15 protein-coding genes are annotated in these 16,307 nt (G+C 61.9%); 9 read left to right on the top strand and 6 right to left on the bottom strand.

Annotated features, from left to right (window positions below; translation table 11 throughout):
* The first annotated feature begins 246 nt into the window (after nt 1-246).
* The 7 genes from map (at nt 247) to dapE (ending at nt 8,569) form a co-directional block, all read left to right on the top strand.
* A complete protein-coding gene (gene map / locus ABEA58_RS01845; protein ID WP_345548298.1) occupies nt 247-1,017 on the top strand; it encodes a type I methionyl aminopeptidase in 771 nt (256 codons plus the stop codon).
* A 205-nt stretch (nt 1,018-1,222) separates the two neighbouring features.
* Nucleotides 1,223-3,946 (top strand): [protein-PII] uridylyltransferase, encoded by a 2,724-nt coding sequence (locus tag ABEA58_RS01840; protein ID WP_345548474.1) that lies wholly within the window; start codon nt 1,223-1,225, stop codon nt 3,944-3,946.
* 80 nt (nt 3,947-4,026) lie between these two features.
* Nucleotides 4,027-5,199 carry a succinyldiaminopimelate transaminase gene (dapC, locus tag ABEA58_RS01835; RefSeq protein WP_345548296.1) on the top strand — a complete coding sequence of 391 codons (1,173 nt, stop codon included), beginning with the start codon at nt 4,027-4,029 and terminating at the stop codon, nt 5,197-5,199.
* A 54-nt stretch (nt 5,200-5,253) separates the two neighbouring features.
* Nucleotides 5,254-5,928: an endonuclease III gene (gene nth / locus ABEA58_RS01830; protein WP_345548294.1), complete on the top strand. Its 675-nt coding sequence runs from the start codon at nt 5,254-5,256 to the stop codon at nt 5,926-5,928.
* Nucleotides 5,925-6,281, top strand: coding sequence for an ArsC family reductase (locus ABEA58_RS01825; RefSeq protein WP_345548292.1), 357 nt, complete (start codon nt 5,925-5,927; stop codon nt 6,279-6,281). The genes nth and ABEA58_RS01825 overlap by 4 nt, the downstream gene beginning before the upstream one ends.
* Nucleotides 6,281-7,312, top strand: a complete 1,032-nt coding sequence (gene dapD / locus ABEA58_RS01820) for a 2,3,4,5-tetrahydropyridine-2,6-dicarboxylate N-succinyltransferase (RefSeq protein WP_345548290.1) — start codon at nt 6,281-6,283, stop codon at nt 7,310-7,312. Before ABEA58_RS01825 ends, dapD begins: the two co-directional genes overlap by 1 nt.
* A 123-nt stretch (nt 7,313-7,435) precedes the next feature.
* Entirely contained in the window at nt 7,436-8,569 is a 1,134-nt protein-coding gene (gene dapE / locus ABEA58_RS01815) for a succinyl-diaminopimelate desuccinylase (RefSeq protein WP_345548289.1), read from the top strand.
* Nucleotides 8,570-8,641: 72 nt separating this feature from the next.
* On the opposite strand, the gene ABEA58_RS01810 is transcribed toward dapE, so the two are convergent.
* The 3 genes from ABEA58_RS01810 to ABEA58_RS01800 form a co-directional block, all read right to left on the bottom strand.
* On the bottom strand, nt 8,642-9,034 hold the full coding sequence (locus ABEA58_RS01810) for a hypothetical protein (RefSeq protein WP_345548287.1): 393 nt from the start codon (nt 9,032-9,034) through the stop codon (nt 8,642-8,644).
* A gap of 4 nt (nt 9,035-9,038) precedes the next feature.
* Nucleotides 9,039-9,590, bottom strand: a complete 552-nt coding sequence (locus ABEA58_RS01805; RefSeq protein WP_345548286.1) for a flavodoxin — start codon at nt 9,588-9,590, stop codon at nt 9,039-9,041.
* A gap of 227 nt (nt 9,591-9,817) precedes the next feature.
* Complete coding sequence (locus tag ABEA58_RS01800; RefSeq protein WP_345548285.1) at nt 9,818-10,450, bottom strand: Spy/CpxP family protein refolding chaperone; 633 nt, start codon at nt 10,448-10,450, stop codon at nt 9,818-9,820.
* Nucleotides 10,451-10,480: 30 nt separating this feature from the next.
* Between ABEA58_RS01800 and ABEA58_RS01795 the strand changes: the two genes are divergently transcribed.
* A complete protein-coding gene (locus ABEA58_RS01795) occupies nt 10,481-11,188 on the top strand; it encodes a response regulator (RefSeq protein WP_345548283.1) in 708 nt (235 codons plus the stop codon).
* Nucleotides 11,188-12,564 (top strand): ATP-binding protein, encoded by a 1,377-nt coding sequence (locus ABEA58_RS01790; protein WP_345548281.1) that lies wholly within the window; start codon nt 11,188-11,190, stop codon nt 12,562-12,564. The genes ABEA58_RS01795 and ABEA58_RS01790 overlap by 1 nt, the downstream gene beginning before the upstream one ends.
* 250 nt (nt 12,565-12,814) lie before the next feature.
* Here the strand turns inward: ABEA58_RS01790 and rluB are convergent, their stop codons facing one another.
* The 3 genes from rluB to ABEA58_RS01775 form a co-directional block, all read right to left on the bottom strand.
* Complete coding sequence (gene rluB, locus ABEA58_RS01785; protein ID WP_345548279.1) at nt 12,815-13,669, bottom strand: 23S rRNA pseudouridine(2605) synthase RluB; 855 nt, start codon at nt 13,667-13,669, stop codon at nt 12,815-12,817.
* Nucleotides 13,669-15,132: an SMC-Scp complex subunit ScpB gene (gene scpB / locus ABEA58_RS01780; RefSeq protein WP_345548278.1), complete on the bottom strand. Its 1,464-nt coding sequence runs from the start codon at nt 15,130-15,132 to the stop codon at nt 13,669-13,671. Before scpB ends, rluB begins: the two co-directional genes overlap by 1 nt.
* 114 nt (nt 15,133-15,246) lie before the next feature.
* On the bottom strand, nt 15,247-16,278 hold the full coding sequence (locus ABEA58_RS01775) for a segregation and condensation protein A (RefSeq protein ID WP_345548276.1): 1,032 nt from the start codon (nt 16,276-16,278) through the stop codon (nt 15,247-15,249).
* Nucleotides 16,279-16,307 lie beyond the last annotated feature (29 nt).

Here is a 16,307-nt window from a genome sequence, read left to right as displayed (position 1 = left end):
CAATCCCGCTTCGCAGTTAAGGCGAAGTGGGACACCCAGGCGCATGTGCCGGTGTATGTGTGACGTTTTGGCATTCGCTGCGGACCAGAGCAGCCCGAAGCGGCGCGCTTTATACCACATGCAGCCCGCCACGAAAAGTTCTGCAGACGCAGAGAGCCGCCATTTAATGCCCGCGGACGCCGAATCCGTTACAATACCGCGCCCCGCGGGCCCCGCCCGCCGCCGTGCAACCAATCAGAGACCCCTATGAGCTCGAGCATCAAGACGCCGGAACAGATCGCCAAAATGCGCACCGCGGGCCGCCTGGCCGCGGAAGTACTGGAAATGATTGGCGAATACGTGGTCCCCGGCGTCAGCACCGAAGAACTGGACCGCCGCTGTCACGACCACATAGTCAACGTCCAGAAGGCCATTCCCGCCTGCCTGGGCTACCGCGGTTTCCCCAAGTCCATCTGCACCTCGGTCAACGAGGTCGTCTGCCACGGCATTCCTTCCGAGAGCAAGGTGCTGAAAAAAGGCGACATCATCAATATCGACGTCACCGTCATTAAAGATGGCTGGTACGGCGACACCAGCAAGATGTACTTCGTCGGTGAAGCCGCCCCCCATGCGGAGAGGCTGGTGCGCATCACCCAGGAATGTCTTTACAAGGCCATTGAGATCGTCCGCCCCGGCACCACCCTCGGGGATATTGGCCATGTGATCCAGCAGCACGCGGAGAAAAATTACTACTCGGTGGTGCGGGACTTCTGCGGGCACGGCATTGGCGATGTCTTCCATGAAGACCCACAGATCCTGCATTACGGCAAGCCGGGCAGCGGCGAAGTGCTCAAGGAGGGGATGACCTTCACCATCGAGCCGATGATCAACGCCGGCAAAGCCGGCACCCGCGTACTGGGCGACGGCTGGACCGCGATCACCAAGGATCGCCGCCTGTCGGCGCAGTGGGAGCACACCATGGCGGTGACCAAAGACGGGGTCGAGGTACTGACCGCGCGCAGTGAAGAGGCGTTTTAACTTCGGGCTTGCGCGCACTGTGCGCAGGAGCCTGAGCACGGTCCTCACCCTCCTCCGGCGCCCGCCAGCGGGTGACGGGGAGGCGGCCGCCTCGCCTCGACAGGCGCAATCGGGGCATTTGTCGCAGCCCTCTGGCGGTCTCGCTCGCCCCGAATCCCGCGAGTCCCGCGCCGAGCCAACAACATTCAGCAGCAACGGGTTTCCCATGCAGCCGGCCAGCATCCCCTACTTCGAACGCCCGCTCTTTTTCTTCGATCAGGCGCGCTTCCGGCGAGCCCTGGAAGAGGGCGCCAAGCCGCCACTGGAAATTTTCAAGGATGCGGTCGGTGCCGCCGACCACCAGATGGCCGAACGCTTCCGCGAGGGCGAGGATGTGCGCACCCTGGTGCACGAGCGGGCGCTGTTCGTCGACTGCCTGCTGCATTACGCCTGGCACCAGTACGACTGGCCCGAGGGCATTGCCCTGCTGGCGGTGGGCGGCTACGGGCGCGGCGAACTGCACCCCCACTCCGATATCGACCTGCTGATTCTGACCGACGGCGGCTCCGCCGCGCATATCGTCGAGAACATTGAGCGCCTGGTGGCCTTCCTGTGGGACCTGGGCCTGGATATCGGCCACTCGGTGCGTTCCATCGACCACTGCCTGGAGCTTGCGGCGGAGGACATCACCGTTGCCACCAACCTGATGGAATGTCGCACCGTAGTCGGGGACGCGCGTCTCTGCGGCCTCCTGACAGAGCGCATGGCCCCGGATCACCTGTGGCCGGCCGAAGCGTTCTTTGCCGCGAAGTCGGCCGAACAGCGCGAGCGCCACAGCCGCCAGCGGGGCACCGAGTACAACCTCGAACCCAATATCAAAAATGCCCCCGGCGGCCTGCGCGATATCCAGACCATCGCCTGGGTGGCCAAGCGCTACTTCCGCGTGCGCACCCTCAAGCAGCTGCAGGGCAAAGGTTTCTTCACCGAGGAAGAGTTCGCCATCCTGCAGTCCGGCGAGGATTTTCTCTGGCGGGTGCGCTACGGTCTGCACCTCCTGGCCGGGCGCGCCGAAGAGAGACTGCTGTTCGATTACCAGCGGCAGCTGGCCAAGCAGTTCGGCTATGTCGACAGCGGTACGCAACTGGCGGTCGAGCAGTTCATGCACAGCTACTACCGTATCGTGATGGCCCTGCGGGAACTCAATGACGTGCTGCTGCAGTTCCTCGACGAGGCCATCCTGCAGCGCGGCGAGCGCCAGTCGGTAACGCCGATCAACGAGCGTTTCCAACTGCGCGATAACACCATCGAGGTCACCCAGACCAACGTCTTTATCGAGCAGCCCTCGGCGCTGCTGGAAATCTTCGTGCTCATGGCGGAAAACCCCGAAATCGAAGGCGTTCGCGCCTCCACCATCCGCCTGATCCGGGAACAGCGCCACCTGATCGACGACCACTTCCGCAGCGACCCCGTCAACGCCGAGCTGTTTATGCAGCTGCTGCGCTCACCGCGAGGGCTTTCCGCCCAGCTCACGCGCATGACCCGCTACGGCATTCTCGGCCGCTACCTGCCCGAATTCGGCCGCGTCACCGGGCAGATGCAACACGACCTGTTCCATATTTACACCGTGGATGCCCACACCCTGCAGGTAGTGCGCAACATGCGCAGCTTCCGCGGCCCGGAAGCCTGGCAGAAATTCCCCATCGCCGCCGAGATTCTGGCGCGACTGCGCAAACCCGAGCTGCTGTATATCGCCGGGCTTTACCACGACATCGCCAAAGGCCGCGGCGGCGACCACTCGAAGCTGGGAGTAGTCGACGCGGACGCCTTTTGCCGGCGCCACCATTTATCCTCGCGGGACCGGCGGCTGGTGTGCTGGCTGGTGGAGAAGCACCTGCTGATGAGCTTCGTCTCCCAGAAACAGGACATCTCCGACCCGGAAGTGGTGCACGATTTCGCTCGCGAAGTGGGCGACCGCGAGCACCTGGATTACCTCTACGCGCTGACCGTTGCCGACATCAACGCCACCAACCCCGAGCTCTGGAACAGCTGGCGCGCCAGCCTGATGCGCCAGCTCTACCAGAGCACCCACCGCGCCCTGCGCCGCGGGCTGGAAAACCCCATCGACCGCGAGGAAATCATCGCCGAAACCCGCAGCCAGGCCAGCGCCCGCCTGCTGGAAATGGGCCTTGAGGATGAGGCGATCAACAGTATTTGGGCACAGATGGGAGAGGACTACTTCGTACGCGAAAGTGCCGACAACATCACCTGGCATACCGCCGCCATCCACCAGCTGCACCGCGCCAACCTGAAAGGCGACGCAAGCGACACCCTGGTGCTCACGCGCAATTCGGGCCAGGGGGAGCACGATGGCGCAACCGAGGTCTTTGTCTACACCCCCGACCGCGCCAACGTCTTCGCCGCGGTGGTGACGGGGCTCGATATGCTCAACCTGAATATCCACGACGCGCGCCTGTACAGCTCCGCATCCGGCTATACGCTCGACACCTTCTATGTGCTCGACGAGGCTGGGCAGCCGCTGCTCGACGAGCCCGGCAAGCTCGAGCTGATCCGCGACACCCTGCAAGAAGAGCTGTCGCTGGTGGAGGACTACTCCAAGGTCATCCAGCGACGCACTCCGCGCCGCCTGAAAATGTTCGAACTGGCCAGCCGCGCCACCCTCACCACGGAAGCCGGCGACCAGTACAGCACCCTGGAAATTATCAGCGCGGACAGACCCGGGCTGCTGGCCCGTATCGCGCGGATTTTTATCGCCCACGACCTGCGGCTGCACAACGCACGCATCTCCACACTGGGCGAGCGGGTGGAAGATGTCTTCCACATTACCGATGCCGACGGTGAGCCACTGCAGAACGAGGCGGAAAACCGCGAACTGGAAGCGGCTATCTGCCGCGAGCTGGATGCCCACCAGGTCAAAGGCCTGGCGCGCTGAGCGCGTTTACCAGCTCTTCAACAAGTGTTTATAAGTTTCTAAAAAAGCCTTTACTAAAGCCTCTAAGGACCGGACGCGCAATGAACAACAAGCTGGACCTGCTGCAGCCCTACCCTTTCACCAAGCTGGCAGCCCTGAAGAAAGATGTGGTGCCGGCAGACAAGCCCCACATCGCCCTGTCCATTGGCGAACCCAAACATGCGCCCCCGGCATTCGCCGCGGAAACACTGACGGCCAACCTCGACAAGCTCGCCGTCTACCCCGCCACCAAAGGCATAGAGCCGCTGCGCGAAGCCATCGCCGACTGGCTGTGCGGGCGCTTCCAGCTGGGCAAGGTATGCGCGGACAGCCAGGTACTGCCGGTCAATGGCACCCGCGAAGCCCTGTTTGCGTTTGCCCAGGCGGCGGTGTCGCCGGGCAGCAAAGTGATCATGCCCAACCCCTTTTACCAGATCTATGAGGGCGCGGCCCTGCTCGCAGGGGCCGAGCCGCATCTGGTCAGCTGCCGCGCCGACAATGGCTTCAAGCCCGACTTCGACAGCGTACCGGCGCATGTCTGGCGGCAATGCGACCTGCTGTACCTGTGCACTCCCGGCAATCCCACCGGCGCTCTGCTCGACAGCGCCGAACTCAAAAAACTTATCGCCCTGGCGGACCAGCACGATTTCATCATTGCCTCGGACGAGTGCTATTCCGAACTCTATTTCGATGAAAACCGACCACCAGTTGGCCTGCTACAGGCCTGCGAGGAACTCGGCCGCAGCGACTTCCGCCGCTGCGTGGTCTTTCACAGCCTGTCGAAGCGCTCCAATTTGCCCGGCCTGCGCTCCGGTTTTGTCGCCGGCGATGGGGAAATACTGCAGAAGTTCCTGCTCTATCGCACCTACCACGGCTGCGCCATGCCGCTGCCGAGCCAGTACGCCTCCATCGCCGCCTGGCGGGACGAGGAGCACGTGCGGCATAATCGCGCGCTCTATCGACAAAAGTTCGCCTCGGTGCTGGAGATTCTCGACGGCTGCCTGGACGTAGCACAGCCGGATGCCAGCTTTTATCTCTGGCCAAGGGTCGGCGACGGCGAGGCGTTTGCACGGGAACTCTACCGCCAGCAGAACATCACCGTCCTTCCCGGCAGCTTCCTCGCCCGCGAGGTAAATGGAGAAAACCCCGGCGCGGAGTATGTGCGCATGGCCCTGGTGGCAACGAGCGAAGAGTGTGCAGAGGCGGCACAGCGCATCCGCGAATTCTGCCGCTGACACCAGCGCCCCCCACTGAACATTAACGGCAAACGGCATAGGAACGGCAGCAAAGTGGAGACCGCAGTAAAAAATCTCCTCAAGCAAGAGCGGGTCGCGTATATCCTGCAGCGCCTGGAGGAGCTCTACCCCGAGACCCCGGTGCCCCTGGACCACAAAGACCCCTACACCCTGCTGGTGGCGGTACTCCTCTCCGCACAATGCACCGATGAGCGGGTCAACCAGGTGACACCGTCGCTGTGGGCGCTCGCGGACAACCCCGCCGATATGGCCCGGGTAGCGGTGGAGGATATCCAGCGGGTCATCCGCCCCTGTGGACTCTCGCCGCAGAAGGCCAAAGCCATCAGCAAGCTGTCGCAGATTCTGGTTAATGAATATCACGGTGAAGTCCCGGAAAATATGGCCGCGCTGGAAACACTCCCGGGCGTGGGCCACAAGACCGCCAGTGTGGTGATGTCCCAGGCCTTCGGCCACCCGGCCTTCCCGGTGGATACCCATATCCACCGGCTGGCGCAGCGTTGGGGTCTCACCAGCGGCAAGAATGTGGCGCAGACCGAGAAAGACCTGAAACGGCTATTTCCGCGGGACAAATGGAACAAGCTGCACCTGCAGATAATTTTCTACGGCCGCGAATACTGTTCAGCGCGGGGCTGCGACGGCACCGTGTGCGAGATCTGCACCACCTGCTATCCCGCCCGTAAACACCCGAAAAAGACCAAGAAAGCATGATTACTCTCTACGGCATCAAGAACTGCGACACCGTCAAAAAAGCCCGCAAATGGCTTGAGAACAACGGGGTCGAATACCGCTTTCACGACTTCCGCGAAGACGGCATGGAGTCGGTTCCACTGCAAAAATGGCTGGACCAATTCGGCTGGGAAAGTGTGCTCAACCGCCGCTCCACCAGCTGGCGGGCACTCACCGATGATCAGAAAGAGCAGATGGACAATGCTCTGGCGCTCGCCTTGGGCAAAGAAACACCGACTTTGATCAAGCGTCCGGTCACCGAGAGCGCCGGAGAAACGCGCTTCGGCTTTAAAGAAAAAGAATTTCTAGAACTGTTAGCAAAGGGAAAAAACTAATGAACGAGATGTACAGCCTGGGATTTGGCATCGGCACATGCAACAGCAAGGGCGAGTGGCTGGAAGTCTACTACCCCAAGCCCCTGCTGAACCCGCCAGCGGCGGTGGTCGCCGCCGTGACAGAACTGCTGAAAACCGACAACAGCAACACCTCGATCGCCCTCGATTCCGCCCTGCTGGCGCCGTTGGCCGAGCGCCTGGAGTCCGCGGGCGCTGCCGAACAGGCGGAAGTCCTGCGCCAGTTTGCCCACTCGCAGCGGCCGCTGGTCGCCACCCTGCTGTTCACCGACGAAGCGCCCCAGTCAGTACCCGACGCTTACCTGAAACTGCACCTGCTTTCCCACCGCCTGGTCAAACCCCACCAGACCAAACTCGACGGTATTTTCGGCAAGCTGGTGAATGTGGCCTGGACCAATCAGGGCGCGATCGACCTGGAGGAGCTGCCAGCGCGGCAGCTGGAAGCGCGCCTCAAGGGGGAAGTACTGGACGTGGCCTGCGTGGACAAGTTCCCCAAAATGACCAACTACGTTGTACCGACTGGTGTGCGCATCGCCCATACCGCCCGCGTGCGCCTCGGCGCCTATCTCGGCGAAGGCACCACCATCATGCACGAGGGCTTCGTCAACTTTAATGCCGGCACCGAAGGCCCGGGCATGATCGAAGGCCGCATCTCCGCCGGTGTATTCGTCGGTGCCGGATCTGACCTCGGCGGCAGCAGCTCCACCATGGGCACACTGTCCGGCGGCGGCAATATCGTGATTTCCGTCGGCAACAACTGCCTGCTCGGCGCCAATGCCGGTATCGGCATCCCCCTCGGCGACCGCTGCACAGTGGAGGCGGGCCTCTACATTACCGCCGGCAGCAAGGTGGCGCTGCTGGACGACAGCGGCAAGCTGGTGGAACACGTCAAGGCTCGCGATCTGGCCGGCAAATCCGATCTCCTGTTCCGCCGCAACTCCACCAACGGCGCGGTGGAATGCCTGACCAACAAGAGCGCGGTGGAACTGAACGAGGCGCTGCACAGCAACTAATCGCAGTAACGCGCCTGGCCAGGGACGGCCAGTGAAAGAGCGCCCCGGATTGGGCGCATTGCGCCGGCAGGCAAGCCCCGCCTGCACCGGCGGACCAGAATCACGCACAAGGAAACAACGGCCGTGACACCAACCCTACAACTCGCCACCGACCTGATCCGCCTGCGCTCGGTCACCCCCGATGACGCCGGCTGTATGCCGCTGATGCTCGCGCGGCTGGAAAATATTGGTTTCCAAACCACCCATCTGCGCCGTGGCGATACCGATAATTTCTGGGCGGTGCGCGAAGGCAACGCCGATGGCCCCCTGTTCGCTTTCGCGGGTCATACCGATGTGGTGCCCACCGGCCCCGAGGAGAACTGGCAACACCCGCCCTTTGAACCGGTTGTCAAAGATGGCTACCTGTTCGGCCGTGGCGCGGCGGACATGAAAGGCTCCCTCGCCGCCATGGTGGTGGCCTGCGAAGAGTTCGTCAGTGAACATCCGGATCACCGCGGCCGCATCGCCTTCCTGATCACCAGCGATGAAGAGGGCCCCGCCAACAACGGCACCGTCAAGGTGGTGGAGTGGCTGGAGGAGCGAGGGGAAAAAATTGATTGCTGCCTGGTGGGCGAACCCTCCAGCACCGAACGTGTTGGCGACGTGATCAAAAATGGCCGTCGTGGTTCACTGGGGCTGGAACTCACCGTGGTGGGTGTTCAGGGCCATGTGGCCTACCCGCATCTGGCGGACAACCCGATCCACCGGCTGGCGCCGGCACTGGCGGAACTCGCCAGTGAGGAGTGGGATCAGGGCAACGACTTCTTTCCGGCCACCAGCTTTCAGGTTTCCAATATCAATGGCGGCACCGGTGCCACTAACGTGATCCCCGGTGAAGTGCAGGTTGTCTGCAACTGGCGTTTCTCCACCGAAACCACCGCCGAGGAACTGGAACAGCGGGCGCGGGCAATTCTGGACAAACACGGACTCAACTACAAAGCCCAATTCAAACTTTCCGGCCAGCCTTTCCTCACCGCCGCAGGGCCACTGGTAGAAGCCGCCCAGGCCGCCATTTGTGAGGTAACAGGAGAAGCCACCCAGCTCTCAACCGCGGGCGGCACTTCCGATGGCCGCTTTATCGCTCCCACCGGTGCCCAGGTAGTGGAGTTGGGTCCGGTCAACGCCACGATTCACAAGGTCGATGAGTGCGTGCGCGCCGCAGACCTCGATCAACTCAAGGATATGTACCGAAAAATCCTTGAAAAACTGCTCTGCTGAACCGGCCACTATCACGACCAGAGATAAAAAAAGAGCGCCGTGTAAGGCGCTCTTTACCAATAAAATAAAAATTCAGTGCAAGCGCCCCCTCGGGCCGCCCGGGTTACCAATCCGGCGGGGCTCGGGCTGCTTTTCCGTATCCTCAAACCCATGGGTTAGCACGAAGTAATAGGCCACCTGTGTCTGCCCCTGCCACTCCACCAGCAGGTCGAAGTTGTATTCACCCTTCTCACCGGCAGTCACCTGCACTGAGGTGATGTGCTCCTGCTCAATGAACAATTCGGCCACCGGGCGCTTGCCACGCATCACCTGAACCAGCATGGTGCGCATATCTTCCTCACCGAAACGCCAGTGGTAGTCGTCATCATCGTAGACGACCGAGTCCACCGTGCCGGCACGCAGGATGCAGTTGGTGTGCTCGGCCAGCCATGGCCAGAATTCCTTGAAGGTCAGAGAGGTTTTCATAGGCTCAATCTTCCAGCTCGACGACGCTGTCGGCCCCGCCCGGCAGGGCGAACTCTTCGGCAATCTGGCGGCACCAGCGGTTGAGTCGGTCAGCGGTGAGCTCTTCCTGCTGGTCCTCGTCGATACCGAGACCGACGAAGCGGCCTTCACCGGCGATTTCCGCCTTGGAGGCATCGAATTCATAGCCCTCGGTGGGCCATTGACCAATGATGGTCGCGCCCCGCTGTACAATGACATCGTGGAGCATGCCCATGGCGTCGAGAAAGTAGTCGCCGTAGCCAAACTGGTCGCCCAGCCCAAACAGGGCCACGGTCTTGCCGCTGAAGTCAATCTGCTGCACATCCTCCCAGAACTCCTCCCAGTCGGACTGGATCTGGCCAAAGTCCCAGGTGGGAATCCCGAAGATCAGCTGCTGGTAGCCCTCGATCTCCAGTTGCGTGACATCGGCAATATCGTGCAGGTCCACGCGATCTTCACCCAGCCGGGCAACAATCCGTTGCGCAACAGCTTCGGTGTTGCCCTCGTCACTGCCAAAAAACAAGCCGATTTTACTCACTGTCACTCCTCAGTCCGCTCTGCCACGATTGGCGGCGCGGTATTTTCCCAGCTATAGCAGACGCCGGCAAGGCGGGCGGGGGCAACCGCGTTCAACTGGCACTGAATGACACAAGCAGCTGTGAGGAGCGACGAAAAAACCCCGCAATGCGGGGCACAAGACAGCCTGCAAACCATCCGGCAGGGTGGTCGCTGACTGCGGAGGGCTACTGCTGGGCTACTAGGAGGTTACTGGTAATCTGCACTGCCTTTGTGGCCTTTGCGCCCGCGCTCCTTGCGCTGGGATTTCATCTCCTCAAGCTTGGCTTTCTGTTCGTCGGTGAGCATCGCTTCCAGCTCCTGATGGCGACGCTGCCTCTCCTGCATCTGCGCGATCTCGAGCCTCGACAGCTCGGCCCCCAGTTGATCCAGGGTTGCCTGATCGGCGCCGGCTTCAATGGCTTTTCGCAGCTGTTCGCGCAGCTTGCGCATTTCCTGACGCTGGGCCATGCGCTGCTCCTTGTTGGCTTCGCGGTTGGCTTTTAGTTGGGCTATCTGGTCCTCGGTGAGCTGTAGCTCATCCGCCATGCGTTGGAACCTCTGCTCATGACGCTGCTTTCCATCTTCATTCGGTCCCGGTTGGTTATCCGCCATGCTAGCCAGTGGTGCCCCCAGCAGAGCCGCCAGCATTGCGCTACCAGCCAATAACTTCCATTGCGATACTTTCATCATCATTTCCTCACTGCACTTAATCGGGTTGTTCGCTTTCGGTGAGTGAATAGTAGAGTGGGAATGGGTCAAGAGGGGATAACGGCGGTTAACAACTGTTAAGAACGGTAAAAGCAGCGTATTCCAGCCCGAAGAGGCGACGCCTCTTTGCATATAATGGGCCTCCCAACACTGGAGTCAGATATGAGCCGCATTCTTCTCGTCGACGATGACATGGAACTCACAGACCTGCTGCGGGAGTTTCTCTGTGCAGAGGGATTTGATGTGACCGTTGCCAATGATGGCGGCCGCGGGCTGGCGCTGGCCCGCGCGGAGTCCTTTGATGCCCTGGTGCTGGATGTCATGCTGCCGGTGCACAACGGCTTCGATGTGCTGCGCAGCCTGCGCGAGGAGGGAGGTCCCGGTCGCCACCTGCCGGTGCTGATGCTCACCGCCAAGGGGGACACTGTCGACCGGATTGTGGGACTGGAAATGGGTGCCGACGATTATCTGCCAAAGCCCTGTAACCCTCGGGAACTGGCGGCCAGACTGCGCGCGGTGCTGCGTCGCGGCCGCGCCGAAGCGGCCCCGGAAAGCGCTGCCGCACTCAGCAACGGCCCCTTGAAACTGTCCCCCGACGAGCATCAGGGGTACTGGCAGGAGCAGCCGCTGGCCCTCACCGGAGCGGAGTTCTCAGTGCTGCAGGTACTGATGAAACAGGTGGGTGACATTGTGAGTAAGGAGGTACTCACAGAAGCGGCCCTCGGCCGCAAACTCCTGCCCTATGACCGCTCTATCGATGTGCATGTGAGCAATATCCGCAAAAAACTGTCCGAGCACGGCTCCAGCCGCGATCTGATCATCAATATTCGCGGCGCTGGCTACAAGCTGATCAAGACCGGGCTGGCCTGATGCGCTCACTGTTCTGGAAGATGTTTTTCGGCGCCTGGATCACTGCCGTGGTCATGGTGGTGGCCACTGTTTACGTCACCCAGGTGCGCGAACTCGGCGACCCCCGCTTGGAGGACCGCTGGGAATCTGCGGCCCTGTTCCGGCAGATTAACCGCAACCTGCGCCTGACCCGCCGGCACGGCCCCGAAAGTTTTCGCTTCTGGCTTGAGCGCCAGCCTCCCGAGGTACAGGAGCGGGTGTTTGCCATCAACCGTGCCGGGACCGAAATTCTCGGGCGCCCCATACCTGTCGATATGACGCCGCTTTTTCAGACCCTGAACTTCCGCCACCGCGAGAATCAGGGGCAGGTTGACAACAAACCCGCCCTCGCCTTCTACATACCCCAGCGCGGTGGCGACAACCTGCGGGTCGTCTTTGTCGCTGGCGGCAGCAAGGAAGAGCTGCTGATGCGGTTTATCCTGCGAAATTTCTGGCCCATGCTGTTGCTGTCGGCACTCGTATCGGGCCTTGCCTGTTACTGGCTGGCCCGCTACCTGAGCCGTCCACTGGACAAATTGCGCACCGCTACCCGGCGTGTTGCCGCCGGCGAACTGGATTACCGTGTTGCACCGACGCTGGCAAAGCGCGGCGATGAGCTATCGGAGCTGGCGGAAGACTTTGACTCCATGACCGCACAACTGCAGTCCGCCATGTCCGAACAGCGGCGCCTGATCAAGGATGTCTCACACGAACTGCGCTCCCCCCTCGCGCGCCTGCAGGTGGCCCTCGGTATCGCCCGACAGAAAAGTGACGGCGCGATGGAGAGCGAGCTGGAGCGCATTGGCAAGGCAGCCGACTACCTGGAAGAGATCATTACAGATGTACTGTCGCTGCCGGTCAGCGGCACCGACGACCGCCCTCTAGACGATGTGGTGGAGATCGCTTCGCTGCTGAATGCGCTGGCCGATGATCTCGCCGTGGAGGCGCAGCAGAAAAACCTGCAAGTGCGGCTGCGGCTTGCTGAACAGGAACTGCTGGTGGCCACCCGGGGCAGCTCGCTGACCGCGGCGTTGGAAAACATCCTGCGCAACGCCATCAAATACAGCCCCGCCGACAGCACGGTTTACGTACAGGCCCGCAGCGACGGACAAGTCTGCCGGATACAGGTCATAGATTCCGGCAGCGGGGTGGAAGATAGCGAGCTGCAAGCCATTTTCCGGCCCTTCTACCGCACAGACAGCGCCCGCACCCGCGACAGTGGCGGTGTGGGGCTCGGCCTCGCCATTGCCCAGCGCACGATCAGCCAGCACGGCGGCAATATTTCAGCGCGCAATATCCCCGGTAAGGGACTCTGTGTGGAAATCACCCTGCCGCTCGTCACTCTCAGCGATCACTGACAGGCTGGAACGGCGGACTGAGGAAATGCTTGAAGAAAACGCCCGCTGTAATGCCAGTGCGGCAGAGGGCGAGCGGGAGAGCGGGGGAGCTGGGCAGCAGGGGAGCAGGAGAGTGGAAGTGAGCGCGCGCGGATCATCTCCACCCGGTCGCCGGGAACGCTCTCGGCAGGTCATACGCCCGCCGAGCCACACACCGGCCTGGCCATACTCCACCTGGCCACTCAGGCAAAAAACACAGCGGCCCTGTGGCTCAGCCTTTTGATGGCCGGCGGCGGTTGGGCGGTTTGCGCAGTTTGCGCCGCTGGCGCTGCAGGTTCTGGCGCTCGGCCTGGGTCAGCGGCCGCTGGCCCAGCTTGGGCATGCCCGCGGTGACGCAGAGATCGTCGATCTCCTTCGGCTCCATTTCAACCCACTGGCCAACGCGCACGTTGGAGGGAATAAAGACGCTGCCATAGCGCACCCGCTTGAGCCGGCTGACACGTACGCCTTGGGATTCCCACAGCCGCCGTACTTCGCGATTGCGGCCCTCCATCACCACGCAGTAAAACCAGCGGTTATTCCCCTCGCCACCGCTTTCGACGATATCCGTAAAGCGCGCCACGCCATCTTCCAGCAGCACGCCCTCCAAAAGCCGCTGCTTCATTTCATCGTCCACCTGGCCCTGAATTCGCACCAGGTACTCGCGATCAATAACCGATGAGGGGTGCATCAATTTGTTCGCCAGCTCGCCGCTGTTGGTAAACAACAGCAGTCCGCTGGTATTGAAATCCAGACGGCCAACGGAGATCCAGCGCCCCGAACGCAGGTGTGGCAGGCTGTCGTATACCGTCGGCCGGCCCTCGGGGTCGTGGCGGGAGCAGATTTCCCCCACCGGCTTGTTGTAGAGGATCACCCGGCAGCGGTTTTCTTCGGCGGCCGGCAGGCGGCGGCCGTCAAATTCCACACGGTCTTCACTGGTGACGCGCTCGCCCAGCTCCGCCACCTTGCCATTCACCGTGACCCGGCCGGCCTCGATAGCCTTCTCCATCTCGCGGCGGGAGCCGAGGCCGGCACGCGCCAGTACTTTCTGTAGTTTTTCGCCCTTTGGGGCCATCTCATCATGCATCAGGTCGCTGATTCCAATTCATTTTGCTGCCGCTGCTGGTCGTTGCCGGCAGACTCATCCTGCTCAGCCTCAATCGCTGTTTCTGTCACCGGCTCATCCGCAGGCTCAGGGAAAAGAGAGGACTTGTAGTGATTCACCGCCAACTCACGGTTCTCATCGGTGGCTTGTTCGACTGCCTCTTCGGCGGCCCCTGTACCGGTCATTGCGGCCTTGTCTTCAGGGAGCTCTGCAGAAGTTTCGGCAGAGATTTTGGCGCCGTCCATATTCTCGCCGGGATCATTCCAGCTGGTAGCCGCCGCGGGGCTCTCCTCAGGCTCGGGGGAGTCCGCAAACAGCGAGCCCTCTGACCGCAGGCGCTGCGCGAACAGGGAGGCGGCGCCGCTATCATGCTGTGGCGAGTCGATTTTATCGGACTCGCCGCCGTCTAACTTTTCCAGCGCCTCTTCTCTCTGTCCTTTCTCTTCATCAGCGCCCTCTTCACCGGCGCCCTCTTCATCAGCGCCCTCGCCTTCGATGTCATTTAAGACAGCATCCGCTGCGTCGACGCTCTCCTGGTCGACGTTATCCAGTTCGTCGTTATCCAGGCCGAAGCGGTGCAGATCGGCAGCCTCTCCATCGCGGTGGTCTTGCTCGACAGCCGCCTGCGGAGGCTCACTGGCTTCTACGGCATCATCTACCGGGTGGTCAGCGACTGCGGCGTCATCAGCCCCGGGCTCATCCATTCCGGAATCCACAACCGAATCCCCAGCCGAGTCCGCATCCACCACATCCACCGGGTCAGCGACTTCCAATGCCTCACTTGCGGAACCCTGCGCGGCCCCGGAAGCGGCGCTTTCGCTCTCGTCAGCCATAGCCGCGGCCTCAGACTCCCCACTTTCCCCGGTGAGACCAGCGAGATTCTGATCCAGGTCCAAAGCCTGGTTGAGGCTGTCGATATCGCGGATTTCCGCCAGTGTCGGCAGATCATCCAGGGTACGGAGGTTAAAGTAGTCGAGGAACTCGCGGGTGGTGGCATACAGGGAGGGCCGCCCGGGCACATCGCGCTGGCCCACCACTTTGATCCAGCCGCGCTCGGTCAGGCTTTTCACAATATGCGAGCTGACCGCCACACCGCGAATTTCTTCGATATCGCCGCGGGTAATCGGCTGTCGGTAGGCGATGATCGCCAGAGTCTCGAGGACTGCGCGGGAGTATTTCTGCGGCTTCTCTTCCCACAGGCGGTTGACCCAGGGGGCCAGATCCTCTGGCACCTGAAAACGCCAGCCGCTGGCCACTTCACGCAGCTCGAAGCCGCGCTCGGCACAGTCATCGGCAATCTGCCGCAGCACTTCTCTCAGCTCGGCTTTTTCGGGGCGCTCACCCTCGTCGATCAGGGACAGCAGGCGGTCCTCCGACAAAGGCTGGCCCGAAGCGAGCAGGGCGCCCTCGACAATGCGGCGCAGTAATTCCGGGGCAATGGTCATTGCTTCACTCTAATTCACGGATAGCCGCGCCGGTGCGCGACCGAATTTATCTGGGTTCACCGGCCTGTTCCCTGGGGCCGCAGGCCACTCAGCTGGCCGACTCAGTGGGTCGACTCAGTGGGTCGACTCCGGGGACTCGGTTTCGGGTTCCAGCAGTGCCTCCTGCGGCTCCCCATCTTCACGCCACTCCTCATCTTCACCGTCTCCGTCGCCCTCGACCTCGCCGTCAGGCTTCTGGCCGGCAGCGCGCACATGAATAGGACCGAAGGGCTCGTTCTGGATCAGTTCCACCAGAGACTCCTTCACCAGCTCCATCACCGCGAGGAAAGTCACCACGACCCCAAGGCGCCCCTCCTCCACCTTGAACAGGCTGACGAAAGGCACAAACTGGCGGTGGCGGATACGATCCAGCACCTGGGTCATGCGCTCGCGGGTGGAGAGTTTCTCGCGCTCCACCTGATGGCTTTCAAACATATCTGCCCGGCGCAGAACCTGCGCCAGCGCCAGCAGCATTTCCTGCATGGAGACTTCCGGGTCAGGGCGGGTAATGCTGCGATCCGGCGCCTGTGCGCTGGCCTGGTGTGTATCGCGCCCCATTCGCGGAATTTCGTCGATGTCCTCGGCGGCGCTCTTGAAACGCTCGTATTCCTGCAGTCGCCGAATCAGCGCCGCGCGGGGGTCCTCGCCCTCCTCCTCTTCGGCCTCGGGCGGGCGCGGCAGCAGCATGCGTGACTTGATCTCCGCCAGCATGGCGGCCATGACCAGATATTCCGCCGCCAGCTCAAATCGCATGGCGGTCATCATCTCCACATAGCCCATGTACTGGCGGGTGATATCCGCCACATTGATCTCGAGAATATCGAGGTTCTGGCGGCGGATCAGATACAGCAGCAGGTCCAGAGGCCCTTCAAAGGCCTCCAGAATCACTTCCAGTGCATCCGGTGGAATATAGAGATCGGAGGGCACCTCGGTGTAGGCTTCCCCCAGCACCATGGCGAAGGGCATTTCCCCCTGGCGGGGGTTTTCTGCTGTACTGGCGTCGGTCTCGGCGGCGCCTTCCGCAGCCTGTTCGGCGCGCTCAGCGGCCTCGGCTACTTCGGCGAGAACCTGCTGTTCCGCCTCGGCTAGTAACTCTTCACTGGACACGCTGCCCTACCCTCGAAATGCAAACGGGA

Origin of the sequence: Microbulbifer aestuariivivens (genome assembly GCF_039545115.1) — a bacterium.
GTDB classification, from domain to species: Bacteria; Pseudomonadota; Gammaproteobacteria; order Pseudomonadales; family Cellvibrionaceae; genus Microbulbifer; species Microbulbifer aestuariivivens.
This window is presented reverse-complemented; position numbering and strand designations above follow the sequence as displayed.

Coding starts and splice junctions, on each gene's coding strand:
- scpB (WP_345548278.1), bottom strand. CDS start 15,132: ATGACCATTGCCCCGGAATTACTGCGCCGCATTGTCGAGGGCGCCCTG.
- ABEA58_RS01790 (WP_345548281.1), top strand. CDS start 11,188: ATGCGCTCACTGTTCTGGAAGATGTTTTTCGGCGCCTGGATCACTGCC.
- ABEA58_RS01825 (WP_345548292.1), top strand. CDS start 5,925: ATGATTACTCTCTACGGCATCAAGAACTGCGACACCGTCAAAAAAGCC.
- dapD (WP_345548290.1), top strand. CDS start 6,281: ATGAACGAGATGTACAGCCTGGGATTTGGCATCGGCACATGCAACAGC.
- ABEA58_RS01840 (WP_345548474.1), top strand. CDS start 1,223: ATGCAGCCGGCCAGCATCCCCTACTTCGAACGCCCGCTCTTTTTCTTC.
- ABEA58_RS01795 (WP_345548283.1), top strand. CDS start 10,481: ATGAGCCGCATTCTTCTCGTCGACGATGACATGGAACTCACAGACCTG.
- ABEA58_RS01800 (WP_345548285.1), bottom strand. CDS start 10,450: ATGCAAAGAGGCGTCGCCTCTTCGGGCTGGAATACGCTGCTTTTACCG.
- dapC (WP_345548296.1), top strand. CDS start 4,027: ATGAACAACAAGCTGGACCTGCTGCAGCCCTACCCTTTCACCAAGCTG.
- ABEA58_RS01810 (WP_345548287.1), bottom strand. CDS start 9,034: ATGAAAACCTCTCTGACCTTCAAGGAATTCTGGCCATGGCTGGCCGAG.
- map (WP_345548298.1), top strand. CDS start 247: ATGAGCTCGAGCATCAAGACGCCGGAACAGATCGCCAAAATGCGCACC.
- rluB (WP_345548279.1), bottom strand. CDS start 13,669: ATGCATGATGAGATGGCCCCAAAGGGCGAAAAACTACAGAAAGTACTG.